Here is a 24,002-nt window from a genome sequence, read left to right on the forward strand (position 1 = left end):
CCTCGCTGTCTCGGTTGCAGCATAGGGCGGCTCGCCCCTGGGCTGCAAGCCTACCGCTTGACCTCCCAGGTCGTCACCCGTTCTCCGGTTGCCGCATCCTTGCCGTCCTTCAGCTGGATGCCCTTGGCCGACAACTCGTCGCGGATCCGGTCAGCCTCGGCAAAGTTCTTCGCCTTCAGCATTTCCAGCCGCATGGCGACAACCGCATCAACGGCACCGGCAAGCGCCTCGTCCACCTCTGTCTTTTTCGGCAGTACGCCGAGAAGTGCTGCACTCGCCGCGAACATCGGCAGAAGCGTCGCATCCACATTGGCTTCCTGCGCCAGCGCATGCAGGCGCTGCACGGCGGCCACCGTATTGAGGTCGTCGGACAGCGCATCGATGACGACCGGGCAGGGGTCTGCATTGGAAACATCGGCCGCCGGCCATTTGGCGATCAGGCGCTCGGCTTCCTCCAGCCGCTTGATCGAAAAATCGATCGGCTCGCGGTAATGGGTCATCAGCATGGCCAGCCGCAGCACGTCGCCCGGCCACTGCTTGCCGCCAAAATCGTCGGTGGACAGCAACTGGTGGATGGTGACAAAGTTGCCGTCTGATTTCGACATCTTGCGGCCTTCGACCTGAACGAAGCCGTTATGCATCCAGACGTTCGCCATGACCTCGGTGCCATGCGCGCAGCGTGACTGGGCGATCTCGTTTTCGTGGTGCGGGAAGATCAGGTCCAGCCCGCCGCCATGGATGTCGAATACCTCGCCGAGATAGCGGCTGCTCATGGCCGAGCATTCGATATGCCAGCCCGGACGGCCGCGACCCCACGGGCTTTCCCAGCCGGGTTCGTTGTCGGAGGAAAGCTTCCAAAGCACGAAATCGCCGGGGTTTTTCTTGTGGGCATCGACGGTGATGCGGATGCCGGCCTGCTGCTCGTCGAGCGGGCGTTTGGAAAGCTGGCCGTAATCGCTCATCGATTTGGTATCGAACAGCACTTCGCCCTCGGCCACATAGGCGTGACCATTGCCGATCAGCTTTTCGATGATGGCGATCATCTGCTCGATATTGTCGGTGGCGCGCGGCTCGACAGTCGGCTCAAGGCAGCCGAGAGCGGCAACATCCTCGTGGAACTGCTTAGCCGTCTTTTCGGTCACCGCATGGATGGCGTCGTTGAGGGCCAAGTGCGGAAAGTCGCGCAGGGCACGTGCGTTGATCTTGTCGTCGACGTCGGTGATGTTGCGGGCATAGGTGACATGGGTGTCGCCATAGACATGCCGCAGCAGCCGGAACAGAACATCGAAGACGATGACCGGGCGGGCATTGCCGATATGGGCGAAATCATAAACCGTCGGGCCGCAGACATAAACGCGCACGTTGTCGGCATCGATCGGCTGGAAGGCCGATTTCTCGCGGATCAAGGTATTGTATAGCTTGAGCGTGGCGCTCATCGAAAAATTCTCCCAAGGTGCTCAAAGCGCATGCCGCGGCCGGTACCGGACCGGAGCGTTTGTCTTCAAGGCTTTTCGAGAGACGAAAACGGCCGGACCAGCGCGAACGCTAGCGGATAATGTTCCCACAAATGGAAATCGTCGTTTTCATGGCGTCGGTTATGGCGCGGGGGCGGGGTTTGGTCAAGGGGAGGTACGTGTATCGTCAAGGCCTTTTCGAGGGCCTACCGGTGCGTCAGACTTTGGCTATTTGAAAATATAGGCTGCTGTCTGAGTGTTTGGGTGTAACCGGTTGCCACGAATTTTATGACGCCAAGATCGAGTTCGACCGCATAGTCCCAACTGGTGAAAGTTCCTGTCGCACGCTTGTTGCTGCGACGTATATCGTTGATGCAAAGTGGAAAATTGTTGCGCATGTCGATATCGATGCGCAAATCGCTGACACTTTGGAAAATGATATCGCAAGGTGCGACGTCCCAACCCAGGCAGTGATTATTTTGCCAATGCCAGTTGAAAATATAGTCGATATCCAGCCGGATTTGATGATTATCGTCAGGAAAGCTTATCGAGTAGAGTTGCGCGTCGTGCCACCCCATGTCCGCAAAATCCGCATCCGTCCAGACGAGTTTTTCGGCCACTGCCTTCATTCCGGCAACCGATACTCCACGAACCGGTTTTCCCGCACCACGAACAGCTTTCCGCTCTCCATCAATTCCGGCGAGGTCAGCGGCAGTATCTTCTCCGCGATCTCGGAGGGATGCGGCAGTGTTTCCGGGTCTTCGCCGGGCACGGCCTGCGCGCGCATTGCTGTGCGGGTGGCGCCGGGGTTGACGAGATTGATCTTCAGGTTGGTATGCGCCATTTCCTCGGCCCAGATACGGCCCATGGTTTCGACGGCGGCTTTCGACATTGCATAGGCGCCCCAGAAGGCGCGCGGATTGGTGGCGACACCGGAGGAGAGGAGCAGCGCGCGGCCAGCATCGGATTTGACCAGCAGCGGTTCCAGCGAGCGGATCAGCCGCCACATCGAGGTGACGTTGGTGTTCATCACACGTTCGAAAACCTTGGCCTCGACATGGGCGATCGGCGAAATCACACCGAGAATGCCGGCATTGGCGACCAGAATGTCGAGCTTGCCCCAACGTTCGAAAATAGAGGCGCCGAGCTTGTCGATCGCCGCCATGTCGGTGATGTCGAAGGGGACCAGCGTGGCCGAGCCGCCGACCGCCTTGATGGCGTCATCGAGTTCTTCCAGTCCGCCGACCGTGCGGGCGCAGGCGATCACATGTGCGCCGGCCTTGGCCAGTTCCAGTGCGGTGAAATAACCGATGCCGCGCGAAGCGCCGGTCACCAGCGCAATCCTGTCCTTCAGGTCGATCGTCATATCTTGGCCCCCTAATGCTGCGGCCTTTTTCAGGCTCGCTATCCCAGAGGCATTGTTTCGCGGGCATGCCGCGCGACCTCTCGGATATCGTGATTGTCACAGCCGCCCTGTATGCGCAAGACCCTGCGCGCAGCCCGGATAACGCGGCTCCGTCACCCGGCCATCGCCATGACGACGCGAGGGTACGCAGGCGCGCGCATGAACACTGTTGCCGGCTGGGCGGCTGAAAACTGGCATAAAGAGTGACACGGCACATGGTCTCCGTTGCAGGGGAGAGCATGCCCAACATTGCGGTGCCGGCTTTTGATGCCAATCAACATCGCCGCCGATACGGGTGCGGCGGATTGTCCTCAGGAGTTATCCACCGCGTGCAGAAATGAAAGGGGCGCCCACCTTGCGACGGACGCCCCCTCTCAAACTGTTTTCTCAGGCTCAGCCGTTGCTGGCCAGCAGCGAGACCTTGCGGCCGACAGCCTCGCCATCCTTGTCGAGAAGGCGGGTCGGGTAGTCGCCGGTGAAATAATGATCGGTGAACTGCGGACGCGCATCGTTGCGGTCCTCGCCGCCAACGGCGCGGTACAGGCCGTTGATCGACAGGAACTGCAGGCTATCGCAGCCGATATATTTGCACATCGCTTCCAGGTCTTCATACTGGTTGGCGAGAAGCTTATCGCGATCCGGCGTGTCGATGCCGTAGAAGTCCGGGTAATAGATCATCGGGCTGGCGACGCGCAGATGCACTTCCTTGGCGCCGGCATCGCGGATCATCTGTACGATCTTCAGCGAGGTGGTGCCGCGCACGACCGAGTCGTCAACCAGCACGACGCGCTTGCCGGCGATCATCGCGCGGTTGGCGGAATGCTTCAGTTTGACGCCGAGCGCACGGATCTGCTGCGTCGGCTCGATAAAGGTGCGGCCGACATAGTGGTTACGGATGATGCCGTATTCGAACGGAATACCGCTTTCCTGCGCATAACCCAGCGCTGCCGGCGTGCCGCCATCCGGTACCGGCACGACAACGTCGGCTTCGACCGGGGCTTCCTTGGCAAGATTGATGCCCATGTTCTTGCGGGCAACATAAACCGAACGACCACCGACGACCGAGTCGGGACGGGCGAAATAGACGTATTCGAACAAGCAGAGGCGTTCCGGCTGGCCATTGCCGGCCTTGCGGGCGTCGATGGACACCGTTCCATCCGGCTGCGTTTCGCAGATGATGACTTCGCCGTTTTCGACGTCACGCACGTATTTTGCACCGATGATATCGAGCGCGCAGGTTTCCGAGCAGAACACCGGCTTGCCATCGAGTTCGCCCATCACCAGTGGACGAATGCCGGTGGGGTCGCGGGCGGCGATCAGCTTGGTGCGGGTCATGGCCAGCATCGAATAGCCACCTTCCATCTGGCGAACCGCATCGATGAAGCGGTCGGCAGTGGAGGAGTAACGCGAACGGGCGATGAGGTGCAGGACGACTTCGGTATCCGAGGTCGACTGACAGATGGCGCCACCGGCGATCAGCTGGCGACGCAGCGTCAGGCCGTTGGTGAAATTGCCGTTATGGGCAATGGCGATGCCGCCGACTTCCAGTTCTGCAAACAGCGGCTGCACGTTGCGCAGCGCCACTTCGCCGGTGGTGGAGTAACGCACGTGGCCGATCGAGATGTCGCCGGGCAGTTTTGCCAGCGTTGCCGGGTCCGTATAATGGTCGCCCACGAGGCCCATGCGGCGTTCCGAATGGAAACGCAGGCCGTCGAACGTGACGATACCGGCTGCTTCCTGGCCACGGTGCTGCAGCGCGTGCAGGCCGAGTGCCGTCAGCGTCGCCGCGTCCGGGTGCCCCAGAATGCCGAACACGCCGCATTCTTCATGCAGCGTGTCGCCATCCAAATCATCGATAATGCCTTGCGGAACCGGCTGACTCATCTCTGCTGGCCTTTACTTTCGTATAGGAAAAACGAATAGGCCGGGCGGTCAAATCTCTTTCCCGCTGTCCGGCCTTGCTCTGTTCAGGTGCTTGATAGCACAAATGGTGACGGTTTGCTGCGTATCAAGCGCAACATATCGTCAATTATTTGTTGACGGCGCTTCGTCGGACGGCGCCTGTTCCTGACCGGTCTCACCCTGTTCAGGCTCACCGCTCAGGCGGGCACGGGCCTTGGCCTCGACATTCTCCGGCAGCGCTGCCACGAGGCGCACAACCAGCGAATCCATGAACGGCTTCGACTTGGCATTCTTCACCCAGTCCGGCTGTGCCTGCGAGCCGACCAGCCAGTTCCAGAAGGCGAGTGCGACAACCAGAAGAAGCACGCCGCGCGCCGCGCCGAACAGAAAGCCGAGCGTGCGGTCCAGCGCACCGATGCGGCTGTCGATGATGAAATCGGCGATCTTGGTGGTGATGAAGGTGATGATGATCAGCGCGATCAGAAAGACGATGCCGACGGAGGCGGCAAGCGCGATACGGTCATCGGCCGTATAGTTCTTCGCATAGGGCAGGATCAGCGGGTAAAGATAATAGGCGGCGGCAACCGAGCCGACCCAGCTGGCAATCGACAGCACTTCGCGCGAAAAGCCGCGGACCATGGCAAGCACGGCCGAAAACAGCGTGACGCCGATGACGATACCGTCGAAAATCGTGATGGGCATAAACTACCTACTCCAGAACTTAACCGGCGACGGGGCCGGAACGCGAAAGGCGATCTGGTCGCCCGTCATGACGTGTGCCGAAAAGACACTGACGTCCTTTGGCTGCCCTCTTACATCAGTCGTCTCGCTTACGGAAGATCAATCCTCATCGCTCTGTTTCCCCAATTTCTTTGCAGATCCGGCAATACGCGAGACGAGATCAGGCAGATCCTCGATCTTGGTCCAGCGGGCATTGCCGGCCTTGGGCAGTTCGGCCGAGGTGGCGGGCAGCATGGCGCCGGCGAAACCGAGCTTTTCGGCCTCCTTCAGGCGTTGCGCCGTCTGCGATACCGGGCGCACGGCGCCCGACAGGCTGATTTCGCCGAAGAAGACGCAATCTGCGGGCAGGGGGGCGCTGGCAAGCGAGGAGACCAGCGCCGAAGCGATGGCAAGATCGGCCGCCGGTTCGGAAATGCGGTAACCGCCGGCAACGTTGAGATAGACATCGTGCTGGCCGAGCCGCACGCCGCAATGGGCTTCGAGCACGGCGAGGATCATGGCGAGGCGGGATGAGTCCCAGCCGACCACGGCACGACGCGGCGTGCCGAGCGAGGTCGGCGCCACCAGCGCCTGCACCTCGACGAGAACCGGGCGCGTGCCTTCCATGCCGGCAAAAACGGCAGCGCCGGGCGATTTGGCATTGCGTTCCCCCAGAAACAGTTCGGACGGGTTGGTGACTTCACGCAGTCCCTTGTCCGACATTTCGAAGACGCCTATCTCGTCGGTCGGGCCAAAGCGGTTCTTCACTGTTCGCAGCACGCGGTAATGGTGGCCGCGGTCGCCTTCGAAATAGAGAACGGCATCGACCATGTGCTCGACCACGCGCGGGCCGGCGATCTGGCCTTCCTTGGTGACATGGCCGACGAGAACCATGGCAGCACCGGTCTGCTTGGCAAACCGGATCATCGCCTGCACGCCGGTGCGCACCTGTGTGACGGTGCCCGGCGCACTATCGGCCGTATCGCTCCACAGCGTCTGGATGGAATCGATAATGACGAGGTCTGGACGCTTGCCCTCGGAAATCGTGGCGAGAATATCTTCCACATTGGTTTCGGCAGCGAGCAGCACGTCGGTATCGGCGGCACCCAGACGCTGGGCGCGCAAACGCACCTGTGCCACCGCCTCTTCGCCCGAGACATAGATGATGCGCTGCTTGCGACGGGAGAGGGCGGCGGCGGCCTGCATCAGAAGCGTGGATTTGCCGATGCCCGGATCGCCGCCGACCAGCACGACCGAGCCGCGCACGAAACCGCCGCCGGTGGCGCGGTCGAGTTCGGAAATGCCGGTCTGGACGCGCGGAGCTTCCTCGGTCTCGCCAGACAGCGTGGTGAGCGTGACGGCGCGGCCCTTTTTCGGCACCTTACCGGGGCCGGAGCCGATGCCCCCCATCGGATCTTCCTCGACGATGGTATTCCACTCGCCGCAGCCTTCGCACTTGCCGGCCCAGCGATTATGCACCGTGCCGCAGTTCTGGCACACGAATTGGGTTTTGGGTTTTACCATGGGGAAGCGTCAGTCTCTGATATTCATAAAGTCTGCGGACGAAATATCTTGATGGCCGTGCAGTACACGAACAACCGTCAGTTCCGTTTCCGAGATGTGGAAGAAGATGATGCGCTCGCGGAATGCCAAGCTACGAAGGCCCTCTCCATATTCAGAGCGATCTACGCCTGTCAGGCCAAGACTGGCGGCTGATCGCATCTTAGCAAAGATTTCGCGGGCGAAAGCCGTAGCGGCCACAGGATTGTAAAACGCAATATGGTCGTGATCTTCGACCACATCGGCGCGGGCCTTTGTTGTCCAGACTGCGACCCTCGTTCTAATAGCCTGTCCCCGTTTTCAGCTGGCGAGAGGCGGAAAGGCGCTTGATATCCGCCATGAACTCGTCCTCGTCCTCGTAACGATGAACCCGCCCGGCATCCATATCATCCAACCCTTCCTGGATCAGCTTGCGAAGGTTTTCGTCCGCTTGCCTCAAGGTTTCGAGCGCGGCTGCGATCACCTCGTCAGCATTCTTGAACCTGCCAGCATTCACCTGCTCTTCGATGAACGCCTTCTGCTTATCACTGAGATGGATCTCGGTCATTTCGATCTCCTTTTGTTCTCTTCTAGCACGGTCCCGATTGGCTTCCAAGAGGTGAAAAAGAGATCAGTCGTTGGCGTCGATATAGCGGCGCTCGTGGCGCAGTCCGAGGCTGGTCAGCAGTTCGTAGCCGATCGTCCCGCCGGCGCGGGCGGTATCGTCAAGCGGCACGTTGGGGCCGAACAGTTCGACATAATCGCCGACACGGACATCGCCTTCCGGCACGTCGGTGATGTCGAAGATCGTCATGTCCATGGTGACGCGACCGATAACCGGCACGCGGGTATTGCCGACAAAACCGAAGGCGCCGGGCGTTCCGCCGGCGCGCAGCGGCACGCCGGAGCCGGAGAGCGAGCGCAGATATCCATCGGCATAACCGGCGGACACCACGGCAAGGCGGCTGTTGCGCGACAGCTGGTGCGTGGCGCCGTAGCTGACGGTCGAGCCGGCGGCGGCTTCGCGGATCTGGATGATGCGGGCTTCTGCCTTGGCGACGGGCTTGAGCGGCTGCATGCCATTGACCGCTTCACCGCCGTAGACGGCAATGCCGGGGCGGGTGAGATCAAAATGATATTCGGAACCGAGGAAAATGCCGGCAGAGGCGGAAAGGCTTGCCTCGATGCCTTCGAAAGCCTCGGCAACCTGTTGGAAAGCCTCAAGCTGCACGCGGCTCATCGGCGAGGACGGATTGTCGCCGCTATGCAGGTGCGACATCACAAGCACCGGCGAAAAGCTGGCCGGACGCGACACGTCTTCGACAAGCGCCAGCGCATCTTCAAGCGGCAGGCCGAGACGGTTGAAGCCGGTATCGATCTGCAGCGCGCAGGGGTGATCGTCGCGATCGGCAATGACCGACATCCAGAAGGCAAGCTGGTCTTCCGAAGCCAGAACCGGCACCAGGTCATGGTCGAAAAACACGTCTTCCTGACCCGGCCAGATACCTGAGAGCACATAGATACGGGCATCCGGCGCATAGGTGCGCAGCGTTGCGCCTTCCTGCGGCACGGCCACAAAGAAATCACGTGCACCAGCCTCGTAAAGCGCGGTGCCACAGTCTTCCAGACCGAGGCCGTAAGCATCCGCCTTGACGACGGCTGCGGTGCGGGCATTGCCGGAACGGCGCGCCATGTCACGCCAGTTATCAGCGAGCGCACCGAGATCGACGGTAAGGCGCACCGGCGCCACGTCGAACGCGTCATAGACGTTTTCGCTGTCGAACTCTTCATTTTCGGGGAGGTCGGTGATCTCGGTCATGGGGAGGCACTCATGCGATAGGTCGATTGTGCGGCGACCCTATAGGCTTAGCGGCTGGGAGGAAAGTCGCTTGGTGGGATTATGGTACAGAGATGGATCTGATGGCATCAGGCGACGCTGCGCAGATCGAAATCCGCATTGATGAGATCATAAGGCACATGAATGCGACCGTCACCGTTGACCACAACGAAGCCCCATTCGATCAACGTGACGGTATCTTCGTGAACGCGTTTCACATCGCGCCCCAGCTCTGAAGAAAGTGCCCGGTAGGTGCTGGGGCCAAGCCGTTGGAGTGTTTCGATCAACGTCCAGCGCTTCGGTGTCAGCACGGTGAAAAGCTGCTCCGGTGATGAAAAGCTGAAGGTATGATCCTGTTGCTGGCCGGTTTTCCAAGCGGCAGCAAAACCGTCCGCCGCTGCTGTCAGCGTCGCATCATCATCTCGCTGAATACGGATTTTGGCTGTCGTCATCGCTCCGTTTTCCTCATTGCACGAATGTCAGCAAGGAAATCCGCCAACATCTGGTGAACCGTAGAAAAGGCGTAAGGCATTTCGTCTTGATCGAAATGCTTGTGATCGCCTTTGCCTCTCTCGTTGTCGTAACCGATCACACGAAGCCGTCATATCCATAGAAGAGGCTGTATTTATAAGCGTGCAGGCTACCGATAACGGGGCGCGGAACCTTCCAGATCACCATTTCGACAATGGCGCCATCGGACAAAATGCTTTTGGATCGATAAAGCAGTTCCGCCTTCATGTTGGCGAGAATGCCAACATGAAGGCGGGTTGTCAAAGGAGGCCTGAATGATCCGCTGGATCACGGCTCCTCGTATTGCGTAAAGCTCGGCTCGGCCAGATCCGTAAAGCGGGTGAATTCCGACTGGAAGGCGAGCTTTACCGTGCCGGTCGGTCCGTGACGCTGCTTGGCGATGATCACGTCGGCCGTGCCCTTGACCTTGTCCATCAGGGTTTCCCATTCTGGATATTTTGGATCGGAAATGTCGCGCGGTTCCATGTTCTTCACATAATATTCCTCACGGAACACGAAGAGCACGACGTCGGCGTCCTGCTCGATCGAGCCGGATTCGCGAAGGTCGGAGAGCTGTGGACGTTTGTCTTCACGGCTTTCCACCCCACGCGACAGCTGCGACAGCGCGATGATCGGCACGTTCAGTTCCTTGCCGAGCGATTTCAGGCCGGTGGTGATCTGGGTGATTTCCTGCACGCGGTTTTCACCGGATTTGCCGGAGCCGGTCATCAGCTGGATATAGTCGACCACCAGGCAATCAAGGCCGCGCTGACGCTTCAGGCGTCGGGCGCGGGCCGACAGCTGGGCGATCGAGATACCACCGGTCTGGTCGATGAACAGCGGAACCTTCTGCATCATCTGGGAGCAGGCGACCAGCTTTTCGAAATCGGCCTCGGTAATGTCACCACGACGGATTTTTGAAGACGACACTTCGGTCTGCTCGGAAATGATACGGGTGGCCAGCTGTTCGGACGACATTTCCAGCGAATAGAAACCGACGACGCCGCCGTTCTTGGCCTTGAAGGAGCCATCCGGCTGCACTTCCGGTTCATAGGACGCAGCGATATTGTAGGCGATGTTGGTGGCAAGCGACGTCTTACCCATGCCCGGACGTCCGGCCAGCACGATCAAGTCGGAACGCTGCAGGCCGCCCATCTTGCCGTCGAGCGACATGATGCCGGTGGAAATGCCCGAAAGGTGGCCGTCACGCTCATAGGCCTGACCGGCCATGTCGATGGCGAGTGCCACCGCGTCGTTGAACGACTGGAAACCGCCGTCGTAACGACCTGTCTCTGCAAGCTCGAACAGACGACGCTCGGTGTCTTCGATCTGCGCCTGCGGCGGCATGTCGAGCGGCGCGTCATAAGCGATGTTGACCATGTCCTCGCCGATGGTGATCAGCGCGCGGCGCAGCGCGAGGTCATAGATGGCGCGGCCATAGTCTTCGGCGTTGATGATCGATACGGCTTCGGCGGCAAGACGGGCGAGATATTGCGCCACCGTCATGTCGCCGACCTTCTGGTCGGCGGGCAGGAAGTTTTTCAGCGTTACCGGCGTCGCGGTCTTGCCCATGCGGATGATGTCGCCGGCAACCTCGAAGATCTTGCGATGCAGCGGTTCGTGCAGATGCGGGGGTTTGAGAAAATCCGAGACGCGGTAATAGGCGTCGTTGTTGACGAGGATCGCGCCGAGCAGGGCCTGTTCCGCCTCGATATTGTTCGGAGCTTCGCGGTAATGCGGCTCCGCGGGCTGGGCATTGGCGAGTTTGCGCGGGACTTCGTTCATCGGTCTTTTTATCCGTCTTGGCGTTCAGTGGTCAGCACTGCTTAAGATTATCTTTTAAGAGCTGCGCGCCCGTTTCGAAACGGCTCAGCGGCAGGAAACAGCTTTCCCACAGCAGTTCACAGCCTCAAGAAAAAACGCAGCAAAGTGGCAAATCCGGTTGACTGTGCGGCGGATGCGACTCGGCTGCCGTAAATGTTGAGTCTACACGAAAATGGCACAAAAAAACGCCCGGGCGGTGAAGCCCGGGCGCTGTCTGCAGAAAACTCTGCGAAAAGACGATTACTCGTCGTCGCCGTCCTGGTCGGCTTCCGGATCGAAGAAATCTTCCGGACGCAGGGCATCTTCGTCAACGCCGTAGATGGCGTCGGCCGAGGTGAGGCTTTCGCCCTTGGACTGGCGCTCGGCTTCTTCGGCCGAACGGGCAACGTTGAGTTCGATTTCGATTTCGACTTCAGCGTGGAGGTGCAGAACAACCTTGTGCAGGCCAATGGCCTTGATCGGGGTGTTCAGGTCAACCTGGTTGCGGCCGATGTTGTAGCCTTCAGCAGCCAGGACTTCGATGATGTCGCGGGCAGCAACAGAACCGTAGAGCTGACCGGTTTCGCCGGCCGAACGGACGACGAGGAAGATCTTGCCGGCGAGCGTGTCGGCAACGGCCTGGGCTTCGCCCTTGCGCTCGAGGTTACGGGCTTCAAGGGTTGCGCGTTCGGCTTCGAAGCGCTTCTTGTTGCCTTCGTTGGCGCGCAGCGCCTTGCCGAGCGGCAGCAGGTAGTTACGGGCAAAGCCGTCCTTGACCTTTACGGTCTCGCCCATCTGGCCGAGCTTGGCGATGCGTTCAAGAAGAATGACGTCCATTGTCTTAATCCTTTCAGGTGTCAGTTCTGTTCGTTGATATCGGTAGGTGTCTGTTTGCCATCCGCAGCCCGCACCGGTGTCAGTGCGATCGTGCGGCGGGTATCGAAAAGCCCGAGGATGAGCACGGCAAAGGCCGGCAGCATCATCATCGAGGAGAGGTAGCAAAGGGTCAGCGCCGGAATGCGCCAGTCCTTGCCGAGGCTGCGGAAATGCAGCGACGCAAAACCGGCCATCAGAAAGCCGGCGCCGAAAGCGCCGCAGATCGTGGCGCCGATCATCGCCGGCACGCCACCGGCAAACATCATCAGGATGCCGGCGAGGAAGGCGAAGATGGCGTGGCGGTTCATGCGCAGTGCCGAGGGCATGTCTTCACGCGGACGCAGCGCGCGGCCGGAACGGGAAACGATGCGCACCGCGAAATAGAAGGCGGCGAACAGCATCATCACCCAGACGGCGCCCTGAACCATCGGCAGCATCAGAACGATGATCGACTTGGTCTGGGCAAGGCTCTGCTGCATCTGTGCCAGCGCCTGAGCGTCGCCGGCAAATTCGGAATTCGGGTCGTTCAGCGCGGCGCTCATGGCATCGACCAGCGAATTGGTCAGTTCCGGGCCGTAGCCGATCATCACGCCGAGGATGATCATGGCGACCGTTACCAGGCCGCAAAGGTGCATGAGGATATCCGACAGCGGATACCATGCCATCAGGTTGTCCGGGCCGCCGAGTTCGGAAGCGGGGCGCGCCAGATTGGCCAGATGCGACAGCCAGCCGGCCGGGATCAGCGTGAAGATGCCGATGGCCAGCGCAAAGTAAGGAGAAGCCAGTACGGAGCCGAGCAGGCCCGAGGTCACGATCGCGATGATGGCGGCAAGATTGCCCCAGCCAAGACCGGCGATCAGGACGGGAAGTGCGGAGGATGCATAAAGGGCAAACGCAAACGACGGCTGCGCATTCGCACCCAGCACCAGCAGGGTCGCGGCGATGCCGGCGAGAATGCCGGTCGGCAATACGTTTTTCGTCTGTGCGTTCACTGTGTCGCTGTCCTGCGTATCGAGCAGTTAGGGGAGGGCTTGTAGCCTTGAAATCCCCAACATGGGTTTTTGGCCTTTTTGGCCGGCAGTTCGATCCGATCCGCGCCCAACGCGGAAGGGAAACGACCCTCTGGTTTGGGACCAGAGGGTCGGTAGTTCAATTAAGCAACAACGTACGGCAGCAGGCCGAGGAAACGAGCGCGCTTGATGGCCTGGGCCAGTTCGCGCTGCTTCTTCTGGGAAACTGCGGTGATACGCGAAGGAACGATCTTGCCGCGCTCAGAAATGTAGCGCTGCAGCAGACGAACGTCCTTGTAGTCGATCTTCGGCGCGTTTGCACCCGAGAACGGGCAGGTCTTGCGACGACGATGGAACGGGCGGCGAGCCGGAGAAGTTTCAGCCATTGTGTATGATCCCTTCTAGCCGATTAAGCTTCACGAGCCGGACGCGGCGCGCGCTGGAAGTCGCCATCGCGACGCGGCGGGCGATCGCCGAACTCGCGGCGCGGGCCACGGTCGTCGCCGTCACGACGCGGACGGTCGTCACGGTCGCGCTTCTGCATCATGGCAGACGGACCTTCTTCGTGCTTCTCGACGGCGATCGTCATGTAGCGAAGAACGTCTTCGTTGATGCGCATCTGACGTTCCATTTCGTGCACGGCAGCAGCCGGAGCATCGATGTCCATCAGAGCGTAATGAGCCTTGCGGTTCTTCTTCATGCGGTAGGTCAGGGACTTCAAGCCCCAGTTTTCTACGCGCCCGACCTTGCCGCCGTTAGCTTCGAGGACACCCTTGTACTGTTCTACGAGGGCGTCGACCTGCTGTGCGGACATATCCTGTCGGGCAAGGAATACGTGTTCGTAAAGAGCCATGTAACTTTGCCTTTTCTTGCGTTTTAGTTCATCCGGACCTCGGCGGCTAAGCCTCAACGACTGCTCCTGGGGGCAAAAGCCCGGCAAGAAAAGTTGTTGTTTCGAGACGGTCGAGAGCGGAGACACGGGAGGCTTGGACCCTTCGGTCCGTGCGGTTCCTGATCTGGAACCCGCCCTCCGTACAGCCACCAGCCAGAAGACCGGATGTGTCGAACACGGCGGCTTATACGGATTTCTGGCGGGATAGCAAGGGCTGGCACGCAAAAGGTGAGTGGACTGCTGGCGGGTTGTTGCGCCTTGCGCCGGTTCTCGTCTGTTATCCGTTTATCTTACCCAAAGTGCCAGAGCGCCATTTTCCGTGGAAAAACCGAAAGTCGGCTGGGCAGCCTCAAGGGCTCCCCCCGTGAAGTCGAGCGTCAGTTTGTCATCTGAGCCATCAAACGTGACAACCATCCTGTTGTTGCTGGTCATGACGGAGAGTTGGGCGGAAGTGTAGCCGGTCAGCACGATGGTCAGTGCACCGTTGCTGGCGATCGTATCCGTGCCGTCTCCCCTTGCGAACAGGTATTCGGCAGAGCCGCCGCGCCTGATGTTGAAGGTGACGGTATCGTTGCCAGTGCCGCCAGATGCGGAGAGGCGTGTGCCTTCGACTAGAATACTGTCGTCTCCGTCACCGCCGGTCAGGCCAAGCACGGTATCGGCCGCGACCTTCAGCGTGTCATTGCCGTCGCCCCCATCGACGGACAGAGCCGTCGTGGCGGAAATCTCGATCTTGTCGTCGCCCATGCCGCCGGTGATGTCATTGAGGAAACGGGCTGCCAGCTTGATCTGGTCATCGCCATCGCCACCATCGATCAGGGATGTGGTCGCTGTCTTGACGATGATGCTGTCGTTCCCGGTTCCAGCCTCCACGTTGGAGACACCGCGTCCGGCAAATGTCAGCGTGTCGTCACCTTTGGTGCCGCGCGCTTGGGTGATGTAACCAAAGCTCTCGGAGACGCTGGCCTGATCATCGCTTTCGGTGCCGCCCAGTGTCAGGATCTCTATGATGCGGGAAATCGCCTTTTCCGTTGCGCTTTCGCCCGGTTCATAGGTGCTGACGGAACGGCCACTGTTCCAGGTGGGGGCTGGAGATGAGACGCGGCTGTTGCTGAACAGCTGGCTGACATACTGTCCGGCATTGGAACTGCGGTAAAACGCGTTGATGCTGACCATGGTTCATCCGGTCGGGATTGTCGCCGGCGTCGTCATTGCGCCTGCGGCGGGGCCGGGTCCATCGTCATGCCGGACCTGTTATCGGCATCCTATGCTTGCATCGGCTGTCGAGCTATCGCGGGCTTCGAAATCGGTAAATGAGGTGTGAACAGACGGCCCGCGTCTGAGGAAGTCCGTCAGAACTGCCGGTAAAGGCGCTGCAGGTCGGACGGGCGAGATGCAACCGGTTGCGAGAAAATCTCATTCTCCTCAAGGCCATCGAGAAAGGCGGAAACCGCCTTTACGCTATCATCATGCACCGGGTTCTGCGCCACATCTTCGATGCTGTCCTTTTTCAAGGGGCGCATCAGATCGAGAATTTCGACGATCTTGGCAAGCGGCGACTGGCCGGGATTGCGGGTGTCGTTTTGAAAACCGGCCTCCAGCTGGCTTTCGGGGATTAGTGACTGGCTGGGCATGGTCGTGGCCGACGAGCCCATGGCCGGGGTGACGAGCAGGGCCGCATCATTACCGGTATAAAGAGCGCGCTGGAGGGAACTGATGGCGTTGATCGTCATGTTTTTCTCTTCCGCGGTTCGGGCTGCAGATTGCAAACAAAAGGGTATTGGACGCAACGAATGCGGCCATCGGCAGCTGGTTTGTGACTGATTGACGGAAAAGCTAGCGCCGGCTTGGACGAGCGGAAAGTGCGGTGCACAAAACGCGTGCTCCGTTCGTAAACGGAATATTACCGGACAGACCACAGGCGCCGTTTGTGGCTCATGACGAGACAGATCGGGGTGGTCATCCACAGACCGTGACGAAAATTAGTGATTCCTTAAGTGGAGCGGGGGGCGAATCAGTGAATGTATCCGCGCTTGCGATCCGTTCCGCTACCTTGCTACATCGCCACCGATGAAAACTCTTATCCGTCTTGTCATTGCGTTTTGCGGTATTCTGATCTGCTGCTTTCTGGCCTTGCTCGTGGCATCGCTTGCCGCACAGGCCGGCATGCTTGGAAGCTGTTTCGAAGGCAGCTGCGGCTATGCCGCGGCGTTCCTTGTGGCGCCGCTTCTGTCTCTCGGATTTATCATACTGTTTTTTATCGGGTGGCGGAAACTGCGACGGCGTCGTCGGGGTGTTTGAACGCAAAACGGCACGCAGTCGCCCGCGTGCCGCCAATAGACAAAACTGTGTGTCCCGCCTCAGATCGGCGCCGGATACTGCCGATGAGCTTTGGCGATATCAGCCAGCACCGCGTCCGACAGCGTGATGTCGGCAGCGCCGATATCGGACTTCAGCTGATCCATCGTGGTCGCGCCGATGATGACCGAGGCCATGAACGGGCGCGTCAGGCAGAAGGCCAGCGCCATCTGTGCCGGATCGAGGCCATGTTTTCTGGCGATCTCGACATAGGCCGCGACGGCCGGTTCCTGATGCGGCTGCAGGCGTCCGCCAAGATTTTCGTTGATCGTCGCGCGTGAACCCGTCGGGCGGGCGCCGGCCAGATATTTGCCGGAGAGAAGGCCGGCGGCCAGCGGCGAGTAGGCCAGCAGACCGACATCGCCGTGACGCGACACTTCCGCCATGTCGAGATCGAAGGTGCGGTACAGCAGGTTGTACTCGTTCTGGATCGAGACGACGCGCGGAAAATCTTTTTCTTCCGACTGACGCAGATATTGCATCGTGCCCCACGCGGTTTCGTTGGAAAGGCCGATCGTGCGGATCTTTCCGGCCTTCACCAGTTCATCCAGCGTTTCCAGCTTCTGAGTGATGCCGGTCACCGACTGTTCGCGGTCCTGCTCGAAGGCATTGAAATCCCATGCGCCGCGAAAATGGTAATGCGGGCGGTTCGGCCAGTGGATCTGGTAGAGATCGATATAATCGGTCTGCAAACGGCGCAGGCTGGCGTCGACCGCTTCGCGAATGGTCTCCGGCTTGATCGGGCGACCGTCACGGATATGCGGGCGACCGCCGCCGGCGATCTTGGTGGCGAGAACGATATCGTCGCGCTTGCCGCGGTTTTTCAGCCATGTGCCGATATGTTCTTCGGTGCGGCCATAGGTGTCGCCGCTGACCGGCGTGGTCGGATAAAGTTCGGCGGTGTCGAAAAAGTTGACGCCCTTAGAGACGGCGTAATCCATCTGCTCATGGGCTTCCGCTTCCGTGTTCTGCGTACCCCAGGTCATGGTGCCGAGGCAGATTTCCGAAACGGAAATGTCCGTCCGGCCGAGTTTGTTGAATTTCATGGAAAAATCGTCCCGTCTTTGAAGGGCTCGAACTTAAGCGGGATTTGCGGTCACGCAAGGGAAGAATGCAGCCGTTTCGCGGCGAGATCGCGAAAACTTTATGTCGCCGGGGTCGAAAATGCAGAAAAAGTTCTAATTCATCCCAAAGTGGCGCGTCTCGGCTCTGAAAACCGAGCGTGTGTAGAATAAATTTGCGGAGGAATGCATGGCCGATAACGGTGTGCAATTTGACGAACGCGGTTTCCCGGATGCGGGTGATCCACCAAAGACCGGGCGCTGGAAACTCATCGGCCCGGGCATCGTGGTCGCCGTCACCGGCGTCGGTGCAGGCGATCTGGTTGCCACGCTGATTGCCGGCTCGCGTTTCGGCTACGCATTGTTATGGGCCGCGGTGATCGGCTGTATCGTCAAGATTGCGCTCGCCGAAGGCTCGGCGCGCTATCACCTCGCCACCGGCTCCACCATGCTGGACGGCTGGAAGTCGCTCGGCAAATGGACGAGCTGGTATTTTGGCATCTACATCATGATCTGGGGCTTTGTGTATGGCGCAACCGCCATGAGCGCGACGGCGCTGCCGCTTGCAGCCCTTTTCCCATTCCTGCCGCTTTGGGCCTGGGCGATGATGTCCGGCCTCGTCTGCGCGGCCTTCGTGGCCTTCAACCGCTATGAAGTCTTCGAGAATGTGATGAAGCTCTTCATCGCCATCATGTTCATCATCGTCGTCGGTATCGCCATTCTCGTCGTGCCGGATGTCGGTGCGGCTCTGACAGGCCTCATTCCCACCATTCCGGAAGGCTCGGCAATCTATACGCTCGGCCTGATCGGCGGCGTCGGCGGCACCATCACCATGGCCTCCTACGGTTACTGGGTGAATGCCAAGGGCTGGCGCACGCCGGCCTGGATGGGCGTCATGCGCCTCGACAACCGCGTCGCCTATATCATGACCGGCATTTTTGTCGTCGCCATGCTGATCGTCGGTGCCGAACTGCTCTATACCGCGCAGATCGCTCTTTCGACCGGCGATCGCGGTCTGCTCGATCTCGACAAGGTTCTGCAGGATCGTTTCGGTCCGTTCGTGGCCAAGGCATTCCTGTTCGGCTTCTTCGCCACCACCATCTCCTCCATTCTCGGCGTCTGGCACGGCGTGTCGCTGCTGTTTGCCGATTTCGTCCGCACAGTGCGTGGCGGCGAGAGCGGTTCGCGTGAAGGTCTGGAAAAGACGCCGGCCTTCAAGTTCTACCTGTTCTGGCTCACCATTCCGCCGATGGCGCTTTTGTGGTTCGGTCGCCCGTTCACGCTCGTCATCATCTATGGCGCGCTCGGTGCCTTCTTCATGCCGTTCCTCGCCATCACCCTCATCTGGCTGCTGAATTCCTCCCGCGTGCCAAAAGAATGGCGCAACGGCTGGCTGTCTAACGGCCTGCTCGGTGCATCCGCGCTGCTGTTCGTGGTGCTGTGCGTCAATGAGGTTATCGGTCTCGTTTCGGGCGGTTAACAGGGGGTAACGGGTTGTGAAAACCCCGAAACCCTTGACTTGCAAGGCCGGAATGTGAATGGAGAGGCAAATTCAGGGAAAGGAAACGACCCCAATGAGCACCTCTGCGAGCATCGCATTCACATTTCCCGGCCAGGGCAGCCAGGCCGTCGGCATGGGCAAGGATCTTGCCGACGCCTTTCCGGAAGCCCGCGCGGTTTTCCAGGAAGTCGATGACGCGCTTGGCCAGAAGCTGTCCGAGATCATGTGGAATGGCCCGGAAGACACGCTGACGCTGACCGCCAATGCGCAGCCCGCGCTGATGGCGGTTTCGATCGCGGCTCTTCGCGTTCTCGAAGCGCGTGGCCTCGATCTGAAGAGCCATGTCGCTTTTGTCGCCGGCCACTCGCTCGGCGAATATTCCGCACTCTGTGCCGCCGGCACTTTCTCGCTGGCCGATACTGCCCGTCTTCTACGCATCCGTGGCGATGCCATGCAGTCGGCAGTTCCTGTCGGCGAAGGCGCCATGGCGGCGATCATCGGCCTCGAGCATGGTGATGTCGAAGCCATCTGCGTTGCCGCCCGTGAAATCGGAATCTGCCAGATCGCCAACGATAATGGCGGTGGCCAGCTGGTCATTTCCGGTTCCAAGGCAGCCGTCGAAAAGGCGGCGGCTCTGGCAACAGAAAAGGGCGCTAAGCGCGCCATCATGCTTCCGGTCTCCGCACCCTTCCACAGCGACCTGATGGCGCCGGCGGCAATCGCCATGCGCCACGCGCTCGACAAGGTGGAAAAGCACAACCCGGTCGTCCCGGTCATCGCCAATGTGCGCGCCGCCCCGGTCTACGATGCCGACGAGATCGCCAACCTGCTCGTTACCCAGGTCACCGGTCAGGTGCGCTGGCGTGAGACGGTCGAGTGGTTCGGCGCCAACGGCATCACCACACTGTATGAAGTCGGTTCGGGAAAAGTGCTCACCGGCCTTGCCCGCCGCATCGACAAGAATATTTCCGGCGTTGCCGTGAATGCACCGGCCGATATCGACGCGGCCATCGCCGCCATTCTCGGCTGATATTGCGAGCTAGTAGGGAGTAGCGAATAGCGAATGGTTTTTCGCCTCGCTGATGCCGCTTTCTACTCGCTATTCGCCATTCTCTATTCGCTCTCAAAAGAGGAACGAACAATGTTTGATCTGACCGGCCGCAAGGCCCTCGTGACCGGCGCGACCGGTGGCCTCGGTGAAGAAATCGCCCGCATGCTGCATGCACAGGGCGCCATCGTCGGCCTGCACGGCACCCGCGTCGAAAAGCTGGAAGCCCTGGCTGCCGATCTCGGCGAGCGCGTCCACATCTTTCCTGCCAACCTTTCCGACCGCGCTGAAGTCAAGGCGCTCGGCGAAAAGGCTGAAGAGGTTCTCGGCGGCGTCGATATCCTCGTCAACAATGCCGGCATCACCAAGGATGGCCTGTTCGTGCGCATGTCCGACGAGGACTGGGATGCGGTTCTGGAAGTGAACCTTACCTCCGTCTTCCGCCTGACGCGCGAACTGACGCATCCGATGATGCGCCGCCGCCATGGCCGTATCATCAACATCACCTCGATCGTCGGTGTCACCGGCAATCCGGGTCAGGCAAATTATTGCGCTTCCAAGGCCGGCATGATCGGCTTTTCCAAGTCGCTGGCGCAGGAAATCGCCACGCGCAACGTCACGGTCAACTGCGTGGCTCCGGGCTTCATCGAAAGCGCCATGACCGGCAAGCTGAACGACAAGCAGAAGGACGCCATCATGGGCGCCATCCCGATGAAGCGCATGGGCGCAGGATCGGACATCGCTGCTGCCGTTCTTTACCTCGCTTCCAACGAGGCAGGTTACGTCACCGGCCAGACGCTGCACGTCAACGGTGGCATGGCAATGATCTAATCGGTTCGCGGGCGGCGTCCGTCCAATGCTGCAATTGCCTGTATACGGGTAACATCCCGTTGAGATTCTGGCTTTGCGGCGGGCGGAAACCGTGTTAAGCGGGCCATTGACTGTGATCAGTCGTCCCGTATTGAAGGCGGCCACGCGGAACTTTAATCGCGTCCGGTGAAGCCTCAAGCGGGAAAGCGGGTTTGCCCTCGGCGCTGTCCTATCCGGCGGCGGCCTCGGGTTTCAACAGGGTGCGGATGCCTTGATGGCTCCGATAAGATAAAGGTCGAGGAAACCGACATGAGCGATATCGCAGAACGCGTAAAGAAAATTGTTATTGATCATCTCGGCGTTGATGCCGACAAGGTTGTCGAAGGCGCAAGCTTCATCGACGATCTGGGCGCGGACTCGCTCGACACCGTCGAACTGGTCATGGCTTTCGAAGAAGAGTTCGGCGTTGAAATCCCGGACGACGCTGCTGACTCGATCCTCACCGTCGGCGACGCTGTGAAGTTCATCGAGAAGGCCCAGGCCTGATCCGATAACGTTATATTCGGGAGAAGCCGGTAACGGCTATCTCCCATGGCGGCCCGGCATGTTCGGGCCGTTTCAGTATTATCGACTAGAAAAATGAATAGGGTGGGGCGCTGGCATGAGGCGTGTCGTTATCACCGGTACCGGCATGGTATCTCCTCTTGGTTGCGGAACAGAAGTTAGCTGGTCCGCCATTTTGAACGGTCAGAACGGGGCACGCCTCGTTACAGAATTCGAAGTCGAAGACCTGCCCGCAAAGATCGCCTGCCGCATTCCGGTCGGTGACGGTTCCAACGGCACCTACAATGCCGACGACTGGATGGAACCCAAGGATCAGCGCAAGGTCGATCCATTTATCGTTTATGGCGTTGCAGCCGCCGACATGGCGCTCGCTGATGCCGGCTGGCACCCGCAGACCGACGAAGACCAGATCGCCACCGGCGTTCTGATCGGCTCGGGTATCGGCGGTCTCGAAGGCATTGTCGAAGCCGGCTATACGCTGCGCGACAAGGGCCCGCGCCGCATCTCACCATTCTTCATTCCGGGACGCCTGATCAACCTCGTCTCCGGACAGGTTTCGATCAAGCACAAGCTGCGCGGCCCCAACCATGCTGTCGTCACGGCCTGCTCGACCGGCGCACATGCGATCGGCGATGCTGCCCGCATGATTGCCTTCGGCGATGCCGAGGTGATGGTTGCCGGTGGTGCCGAATCCCCGATCTGCCGCATCTCGCTGGCCGGCTTTGCCGCCTGCAAGGCGCTGTCGACCGAATATAACGACGATCCGCAGCGCGCCTCGCGCCCGTATGACCGCGACCGTGACGGTTTCGTCATGGGTGAGGGCGCCGGCATCGTTGTTCTGGAAGAACTTGAACACGCCAAGGCGCGTGGTGCAAAGATCTATGCCGAAGTTGTCGGTTACGGCATGTCGGGTGATGCTTTCCACATCACTGCGCCTTCGGAAGATGGCGACGGCGCTTTCCGCTGCATGACCATGGCGCTGAAGCGCGCCGGTCTTGGCGCGTCCGATATCGACTACATCAACGCCCACGGCACCTCGACCATGGCCGACACGATCGAACTCGGCGCCGTCGAGCGTCTGGTCGGCGACAGTGCGTCGAAGATTTCCATGTCATCCACCAAGTCGGCAACCGGCCATCTTCTCGGTGCCGCCGGTGCGATCGAGGCGATCTTTTCGGCGCTGGCGATCCGCGACAACATCGCGCCGCCGACGCTCAACCTCGACAATCCCGATGTCGAGACGAAGATCGATCTGGTGCCGCACAAGGCGCGCAAGCGTGATATCAACGTGGCGCTGTCCAACTCCTTCGGTTTCGGCGGCACCAATGCGTCGCTGGTATTGAAGCGCTACGAGGCCTGATAACAAGGCTGTTAACGAGGCGGGTCCTTGCTCTGGGCTTGCCTTCTGAACCTGTTTTTGCCGCATTGCCGGGTCACACCGGCAATGTTTCTGAACTCAGAAGGGAGTGCCGGTGAGCGACACCAACCATAGCAGCGAAATGCCCTCCGGTCGCGGAGCGTATGGCACTGGAAACGGCCCGATCATTCCGAAGTCGCCCAACGAGGCGCTGAAGCCTGAACGCGTGCCCGATCCGCCGAAGCGATCGAAGAAGGCGCGCAGCCAGCTGGTGATCTTCCTCAACTTCGTCATGACCATGGCGGTCGCGGCCTGCATCGTTGGTGCCGGCGGCTTCTATTATGTCATGACCACCTATTCCGATCCGGGTCCGCTGCAAACCAACACGCATTTCATCGTGCGTGATGGCGCAGGCGTGTCGGCGATTGCCGACAGCCTCGAGCGCAACAGCATCATTTCTGACGCCCGCATCTTTCGTTATGTCACGCCCACCTATCTGGAAGGCGGCAAGACACTGAAGGCCGGTGAATACGAGATCAAGGCCGGCGCCTCGATGAAGGAAGTCATGGAACTGCTGGAATCCGGCAAGTCCATTCTTTATTCCGTGTCGATGCCGGAAGGCCTGACCGTGCAGCAGATGATGAAGCGTCTGCTGGAGGATCCGATCCTCGAAGGCGAGCTTCCGCAGGAACAGCCGCCGGAAGGTTCGTTGCGCCCGGATACCTACAAGTTTTCACGCGGCACCAAGCGTAACGAAATCATGGCGCAGATGCGCGCCGCCCAGGAACGCCTGATCGACCAGGTCTGGGAAAAACGCGACACCGACCTGCCGGTCAAGACCAAGCAGGAATTCGTGACGCTCGCCTCGATCGTCGAAAAGGAAACCGGCAAGGATGACGAGCGCGCCCATGTCGCCTCGGTGTTCATCAACCGCCTCAACCGCGGCATGCGCCTGCAATCCGACCCGACCATTCTTTATGGCCTGTTCGGTGGTGCCGGCCGTCCGGCCGATCGTCCGATCTACCGTTCGGATATCGACAAGGAAACGCCCTACAATACCTACCACATCAAGGGCCTGCCGCCGACGCCGATCGCCAATCCGGGCCGTGCTGCTCTTGAGGCTGTCGCCAATCCGTGGCGCACCAAGGATCTGTATTTCGTTGCCGATGGCACCGGCGGTCATGTGTTTGCTCAGACGCTGGACGATCACAACGCCAATGTCCGTCGCTGGCGACAGGTCCAGGCACAGCGCTCCAACAGCACGCCTTCCGACGAAATCGTCGATGGCCAGCCCGATGGCGCCGACGCCGAAAGAGCGCCGAGAAGCAATTAACGCCAGCAGGATGGCGTTTCAG

Annotated in this window: 26 protein-coding genes; 6 read left to right on the forward strand and 20 right to left on the reverse strand. The window is 60.0% G+C overall.

The features are described 5' to 3' along the window. Positions 1 to 50: 50 nt before the first annotated feature. The 20 genes from cysS to EDF70_RS09345 form a co-directional block, all read right to left on the reverse strand. Positions 51 to 1,436: a cysteine--tRNA ligase gene (gene cysS / locus EDF70_RS09255; RefSeq protein ID WP_132273055.1), complete on the reverse strand. Its 1,386-nt coding sequence runs from the start codon at positions 1,434 to 1,436 to the stop codon at positions 51 to 53. 224 nt (positions 1,437 to 1,660) lie between these two features. Further along, the gene (locus EDF70_RS09260; RefSeq protein WP_132273056.1) at positions 1,661 to 2,074 is read right to left on the reverse strand and encodes a hypothetical protein; all 414 of its coding nucleotides are present in this window, start codon (positions 2,072 to 2,074) and stop codon (positions 1,661 to 1,663) included. A gap of 5 nt (positions 2,075 to 2,079) precedes the next feature. After that, positions 2,080 to 2,820, reverse strand: a complete 741-nt coding sequence (locus EDF70_RS09265; protein ID WP_132273057.1) for an SDR family NAD(P)-dependent oxidoreductase — start codon at positions 2,818 to 2,820, stop codon at positions 2,080 to 2,082. A 432-nt stretch (positions 2,821 to 3,252) separates the two neighbouring features. Further along, positions 3,253 to 4,743, reverse strand: coding sequence for an amidophosphoribosyltransferase (purF, locus tag EDF70_RS09270; RefSeq protein ID WP_132273058.1), 1,491 nt, complete (start codon positions 4,741 to 4,743; stop codon positions 3,253 to 3,255). Positions 4,744 to 4,884: 141 nt separating this feature from the next. Further along, positions 4,885 to 5,463, reverse strand: coding sequence for a CvpA family protein (locus EDF70_RS09275; RefSeq protein WP_132273059.1), 579 nt, complete (start codon positions 5,461 to 5,463; stop codon positions 4,885 to 4,887). A gap of 138 nt (positions 5,464 to 5,601) precedes the next feature. After that, positions 5,602 to 7,005: a DNA repair protein RadA gene (gene radA, locus EDF70_RS09280; protein WP_132273060.1), complete on the reverse strand. Its 1,404-nt coding sequence runs from the start codon at positions 7,003 to 7,005 to the stop codon at positions 5,602 to 5,604. Between the two features lie 9 nt (positions 7,006 to 7,014). Then, on the reverse strand, positions 7,015 to 7,326 hold the full coding sequence (locus EDF70_RS09285; protein ID WP_132273061.1) for a type II toxin-antitoxin system RelE/ParE family toxin: 312 nt from the start codon (positions 7,324 to 7,326) through the stop codon (positions 7,015 to 7,017). Beyond that, on the reverse strand, positions 7,322 to 7,588 hold the full coding sequence (locus tag EDF70_RS09290) for a type II toxin-antitoxin system ParD family antitoxin (protein WP_132273062.1): 267 nt from the start codon (positions 7,586 to 7,588) through the stop codon (positions 7,322 to 7,324). Before EDF70_RS09290 ends, EDF70_RS09285 begins: the two co-directional genes overlap by 5 nt. Positions 7,589 to 7,651: 63 nt before the next feature. Continuing rightward, positions 7,652 to 8,839 (reverse strand): alanine racemase, encoded by a 1,188-nt coding sequence (gene alr / locus EDF70_RS09295; protein ID WP_132273063.1) that lies wholly within the window; start codon positions 8,837 to 8,839, stop codon positions 7,652 to 7,654. Positions 8,840 to 8,946: 107 nt separating this feature from the next. Continuing rightward, positions 8,947 to 9,309, reverse strand: coding sequence for a transcriptional regulator (locus EDF70_RS09300; protein ID WP_132273064.1), 363 nt, complete (start codon positions 9,307 to 9,309; stop codon positions 8,947 to 8,949). Further along, a complete protein-coding gene (locus EDF70_RS30690; RefSeq protein WP_348639714.1) occupies positions 9,306 to 9,449 on the reverse strand; it encodes a DUF6516 family protein in 144 nt (47 codons plus the stop codon). The genes EDF70_RS09300 and EDF70_RS30690 overlap by 4 nt, the downstream gene beginning before the upstream one ends. Next, positions 9,446 to 9,631, reverse strand: a complete 186-nt coding sequence (locus EDF70_RS30695) for a hypothetical protein (protein ID WP_348639715.1) — start codon at positions 9,629 to 9,631, stop codon at positions 9,446 to 9,448. Before EDF70_RS30695 ends, EDF70_RS30690 begins: the two co-directional genes overlap by 4 nt. A 24-nt stretch (positions 9,632 to 9,655) precedes the next feature. Next, entirely contained in the window at positions 9,656 to 11,152 is a 1,497-nt protein-coding gene (locus EDF70_RS09310; protein ID WP_132273065.1) for a replicative DNA helicase, read from the reverse strand. Between the two features lie 279 nt (positions 11,153 to 11,431). Continuing rightward, the gene (rplI, locus tag EDF70_RS09315; RefSeq protein WP_132273066.1) at positions 11,432 to 12,007 is read right to left on the reverse strand and encodes a 50S ribosomal protein L9; all 576 of its coding nucleotides are present in this window, start codon (positions 12,005 to 12,007) and stop codon (positions 11,432 to 11,434) included. Between the two features lie 20 nt (positions 12,008 to 12,027). Then, positions 12,028 to 13,038, reverse strand: a complete 1,011-nt coding sequence (locus tag EDF70_RS09320) for a DUF2232 domain-containing protein (protein ID WP_132273067.1) — start codon at positions 13,036 to 13,038, stop codon at positions 12,028 to 12,030. Positions 13,039 to 13,199: 161 nt separating this feature from the next. Then, positions 13,200 to 13,442: a 30S ribosomal protein S18 gene (rpsR, locus tag EDF70_RS09325; RefSeq protein ID WP_132273068.1), complete on the reverse strand. Its 243-nt coding sequence runs from the start codon at positions 13,440 to 13,442 to the stop codon at positions 13,200 to 13,202. A 23-nt stretch (positions 13,443 to 13,465) separates the two neighbouring features. Continuing rightward, positions 13,466 to 13,909 (reverse strand): 30S ribosomal protein S6, encoded by a 444-nt coding sequence (rpsF, locus tag EDF70_RS09330; RefSeq protein WP_112728512.1) that lies wholly within the window; start codon positions 13,907 to 13,909, stop codon positions 13,466 to 13,468. A gap of 324 nt (positions 13,910 to 14,233) precedes the next feature. Continuing rightward, entirely contained in the window at positions 14,234 to 15,124 is an 891-nt protein-coding gene (locus EDF70_RS09335) for an RTX toxin (protein ID WP_132273069.1), read from the reverse strand. 176 nt (positions 15,125 to 15,300) lie between these two features. Continuing rightward, entirely contained in the window at positions 15,301 to 15,681 is a 381-nt protein-coding gene (locus EDF70_RS09340) for a hypothetical protein (RefSeq protein WP_132273070.1), read from the reverse strand. A gap of 627 nt (positions 15,682 to 16,308) precedes the next feature. Next, a complete protein-coding gene (locus EDF70_RS09345) occupies positions 16,309 to 17,352 on the reverse strand; it encodes an aldo/keto reductase (protein ID WP_132273071.1) in 1,044 nt (347 codons plus the stop codon). A 205-nt stretch (positions 17,353 to 17,557) separates the two neighbouring features. On the opposite strand from EDF70_RS09345, the gene EDF70_RS09350 reads away from it, so the two are divergent. The 6 genes from EDF70_RS09350 (at position 17,558) to mltG (ending at position 23,980) form a co-directional block, all read left to right on the forward strand. After that, a complete protein-coding gene (locus EDF70_RS09350; protein ID WP_132273072.1) occupies positions 17,558 to 18,847 on the forward strand; it encodes an Nramp family divalent metal transporter in 1,290 nt (429 codons plus the stop codon). 94 nt (positions 18,848 to 18,941) lie between these two features. Continuing rightward, positions 18,942 to 19,898 carry an ACP S-malonyltransferase gene (gene fabD / locus EDF70_RS09355; protein WP_132273073.1) on the forward strand — a complete coding sequence of 319 codons (957 nt, stop codon included), beginning with the start codon at positions 18,942 to 18,944 and terminating at the stop codon, positions 19,896 to 19,898. Between the two features lie 111 nt (positions 19,899 to 20,009). After that, positions 20,010 to 20,747, forward strand: a complete 738-nt coding sequence (fabG, locus tag EDF70_RS09360; protein WP_132273074.1) for a 3-oxoacyl-[acyl-carrier-protein] reductase — start codon at positions 20,010 to 20,012, stop codon at positions 20,745 to 20,747. A gap of 288 nt (positions 20,748 to 21,035) precedes the next feature. Further along, positions 21,036 to 21,272 carry an acyl carrier protein gene (locus EDF70_RS09365; RefSeq protein WP_003502080.1) on the forward strand — a complete coding sequence of 79 codons (237 nt, stop codon included), beginning with the start codon at positions 21,036 to 21,038 and terminating at the stop codon, positions 21,270 to 21,272. A 115-nt stretch (positions 21,273 to 21,387) separates the two neighbouring features. Continuing rightward, positions 21,388 to 22,650 (forward strand): beta-ketoacyl-ACP synthase II, encoded by a 1,263-nt coding sequence (gene fabF / locus EDF70_RS09370; protein ID WP_132273075.1) that lies wholly within the window; start codon positions 21,388 to 21,390, stop codon positions 22,648 to 22,650. Between the two features lie 139 nt (positions 22,651 to 22,789). Beyond that, complete coding sequence (gene mltG / locus EDF70_RS09375) at positions 22,790 to 23,980, forward strand: endolytic transglycosylase MltG (RefSeq protein WP_132273711.1); 1,191 nt, start codon at positions 22,790 to 22,792, stop codon at positions 23,978 to 23,980. The last annotated feature ends 22 nt before the right edge of the window (positions 23,981 to 24,002 follow it).

It is taken from the genome of Neorhizobium sp. JUb45 (genome assembly GCF_004343585.1).
GTDB lineage: Bacteria > Pseudomonadota > Alphaproteobacteria > Rhizobiales > Rhizobiaceae > Neorhizobium.

What these genes read in the sequence shown, in the direction of transcription:
- cysS (WP_132273055.1), bottom strand. Translation starts at nt 1,436, where the DNA reads ATGAGCGCCACGCTCAAGCTATACAATACCTTGATCCGCGAGAAATCG.
- EDF70_RS09265 (WP_132273057.1), bottom strand. Translation starts at nt 2,820, where the DNA reads ATGACGATCGACCTGAAGGACAGGATTGCGCTGGTGACCGGCGCTTCG.
- purF (WP_132273058.1), bottom strand. Translation starts at nt 4,743, where the DNA reads ATGAGTCAGCCGGTTCCGCAAGGCATTATCGATGATTTGGATGGCGAC.
- EDF70_RS09275 (WP_132273059.1), bottom strand. Translation starts at nt 5,463, where the DNA reads ATGCCCATCACGATTTTCGACGGTATCGTCATCGGCGTCACGCTGTTT.
- radA (WP_132273060.1), bottom strand. Translation starts at nt 7,005, where the DNA reads ATGGTAAAACCCAAAACCCAATTCGTGTGCCAGAACTGCGGCACGGTG.
- EDF70_RS09290 (WP_132273062.1), bottom strand. Translation starts at nt 7,588, where the DNA reads ATGACCGAGATCCATCTCAGTGATAAGCAGAAGGCGTTCATCGAAGAG.
- alr (WP_132273063.1), bottom strand. Translation starts at nt 8,839, where the DNA reads ATGACCGAGATCACCGACCTCCCCGAAAATGAAGAGTTCGACAGCGAA.
- EDF70_RS09300 (WP_132273064.1), bottom strand. Translation starts at nt 9,309, where the DNA reads ATGACGACAGCCAAAATCCGTATTCAGCGAGATGATGATGCGACGCTG.
- EDF70_RS09310 (WP_132273065.1), bottom strand. Translation starts at nt 11,152, where the DNA reads ATGAACGAAGTCCCGCGCAAACTCGCCAATGCCCAGCCCGCGGAGCCG.
- rplI (WP_132273066.1), bottom strand. Translation starts at nt 12,007, where the DNA reads ATGGACGTCATTCTTCTTGAACGCATCGCCAAGCTCGGCCAGATGGGC.
- rpsR (WP_132273068.1), bottom strand. Translation starts at nt 13,442, where the DNA reads ATGGCTGAAACTTCTCCGGCTCGCCGCCCGTTCCATCGTCGTCGCAAG.
- rpsF (WP_112728512.1), bottom strand. Translation starts at nt 13,909, where the DNA reads ATGGCTCTTTACGAACACGTATTCCTTGCCCGACAGGATATGTCCGCA.
- EDF70_RS09335 (WP_132273069.1), bottom strand. Translation starts at nt 15,124, where the DNA reads ATGGTCAGCATCAACGCGTTTTACCGCAGTTCCAATGCCGGACAGTAT.
- EDF70_RS09340 (WP_132273070.1), bottom strand. Translation starts at nt 15,681, where the DNA reads ATGACGATCAACGCCATCAGTTCCCTCCAGCGCGCTCTTTATACCGGT.
- EDF70_RS09345 (WP_132273071.1), bottom strand. Translation starts at nt 17,352, where the DNA reads ATGAAATTCAACAAACTCGGCCGGACGGACATTTCCGTTTCGGAAATC.
- EDF70_RS09350 (WP_132273072.1), top strand. Translation starts at nt 17,558, where the DNA reads ATGGCCGATAACGGTGTGCAATTTGACGAACGCGGTTTCCCGGATGCG.
- fabD (WP_132273073.1), top strand. Translation starts at nt 18,942, where the DNA reads ATGAGCACCTCTGCGAGCATCGCATTCACATTTCCCGGCCAGGGCAGC.
- fabG (WP_132273074.1), top strand. Translation starts at nt 20,010, where the DNA reads ATGTTTGATCTGACCGGCCGCAAGGCCCTCGTGACCGGCGCGACCGGT.
- EDF70_RS09365 (WP_003502080.1), top strand. Translation starts at nt 21,036, where the DNA reads ATGAGCGATATCGCAGAACGCGTAAAGAAAATTGTTATTGATCATCTC.
- fabF (WP_132273075.1), top strand. Translation starts at nt 21,388, where the DNA reads ATGAGGCGTGTCGTTATCACCGGTACCGGCATGGTATCTCCTCTTGGT.
- mltG (WP_132273711.1), top strand. Translation starts at nt 22,790, where the DNA reads ATGCCCTCCGGTCGCGGAGCGTATGGCACTGGAAACGGCCCGATCATT.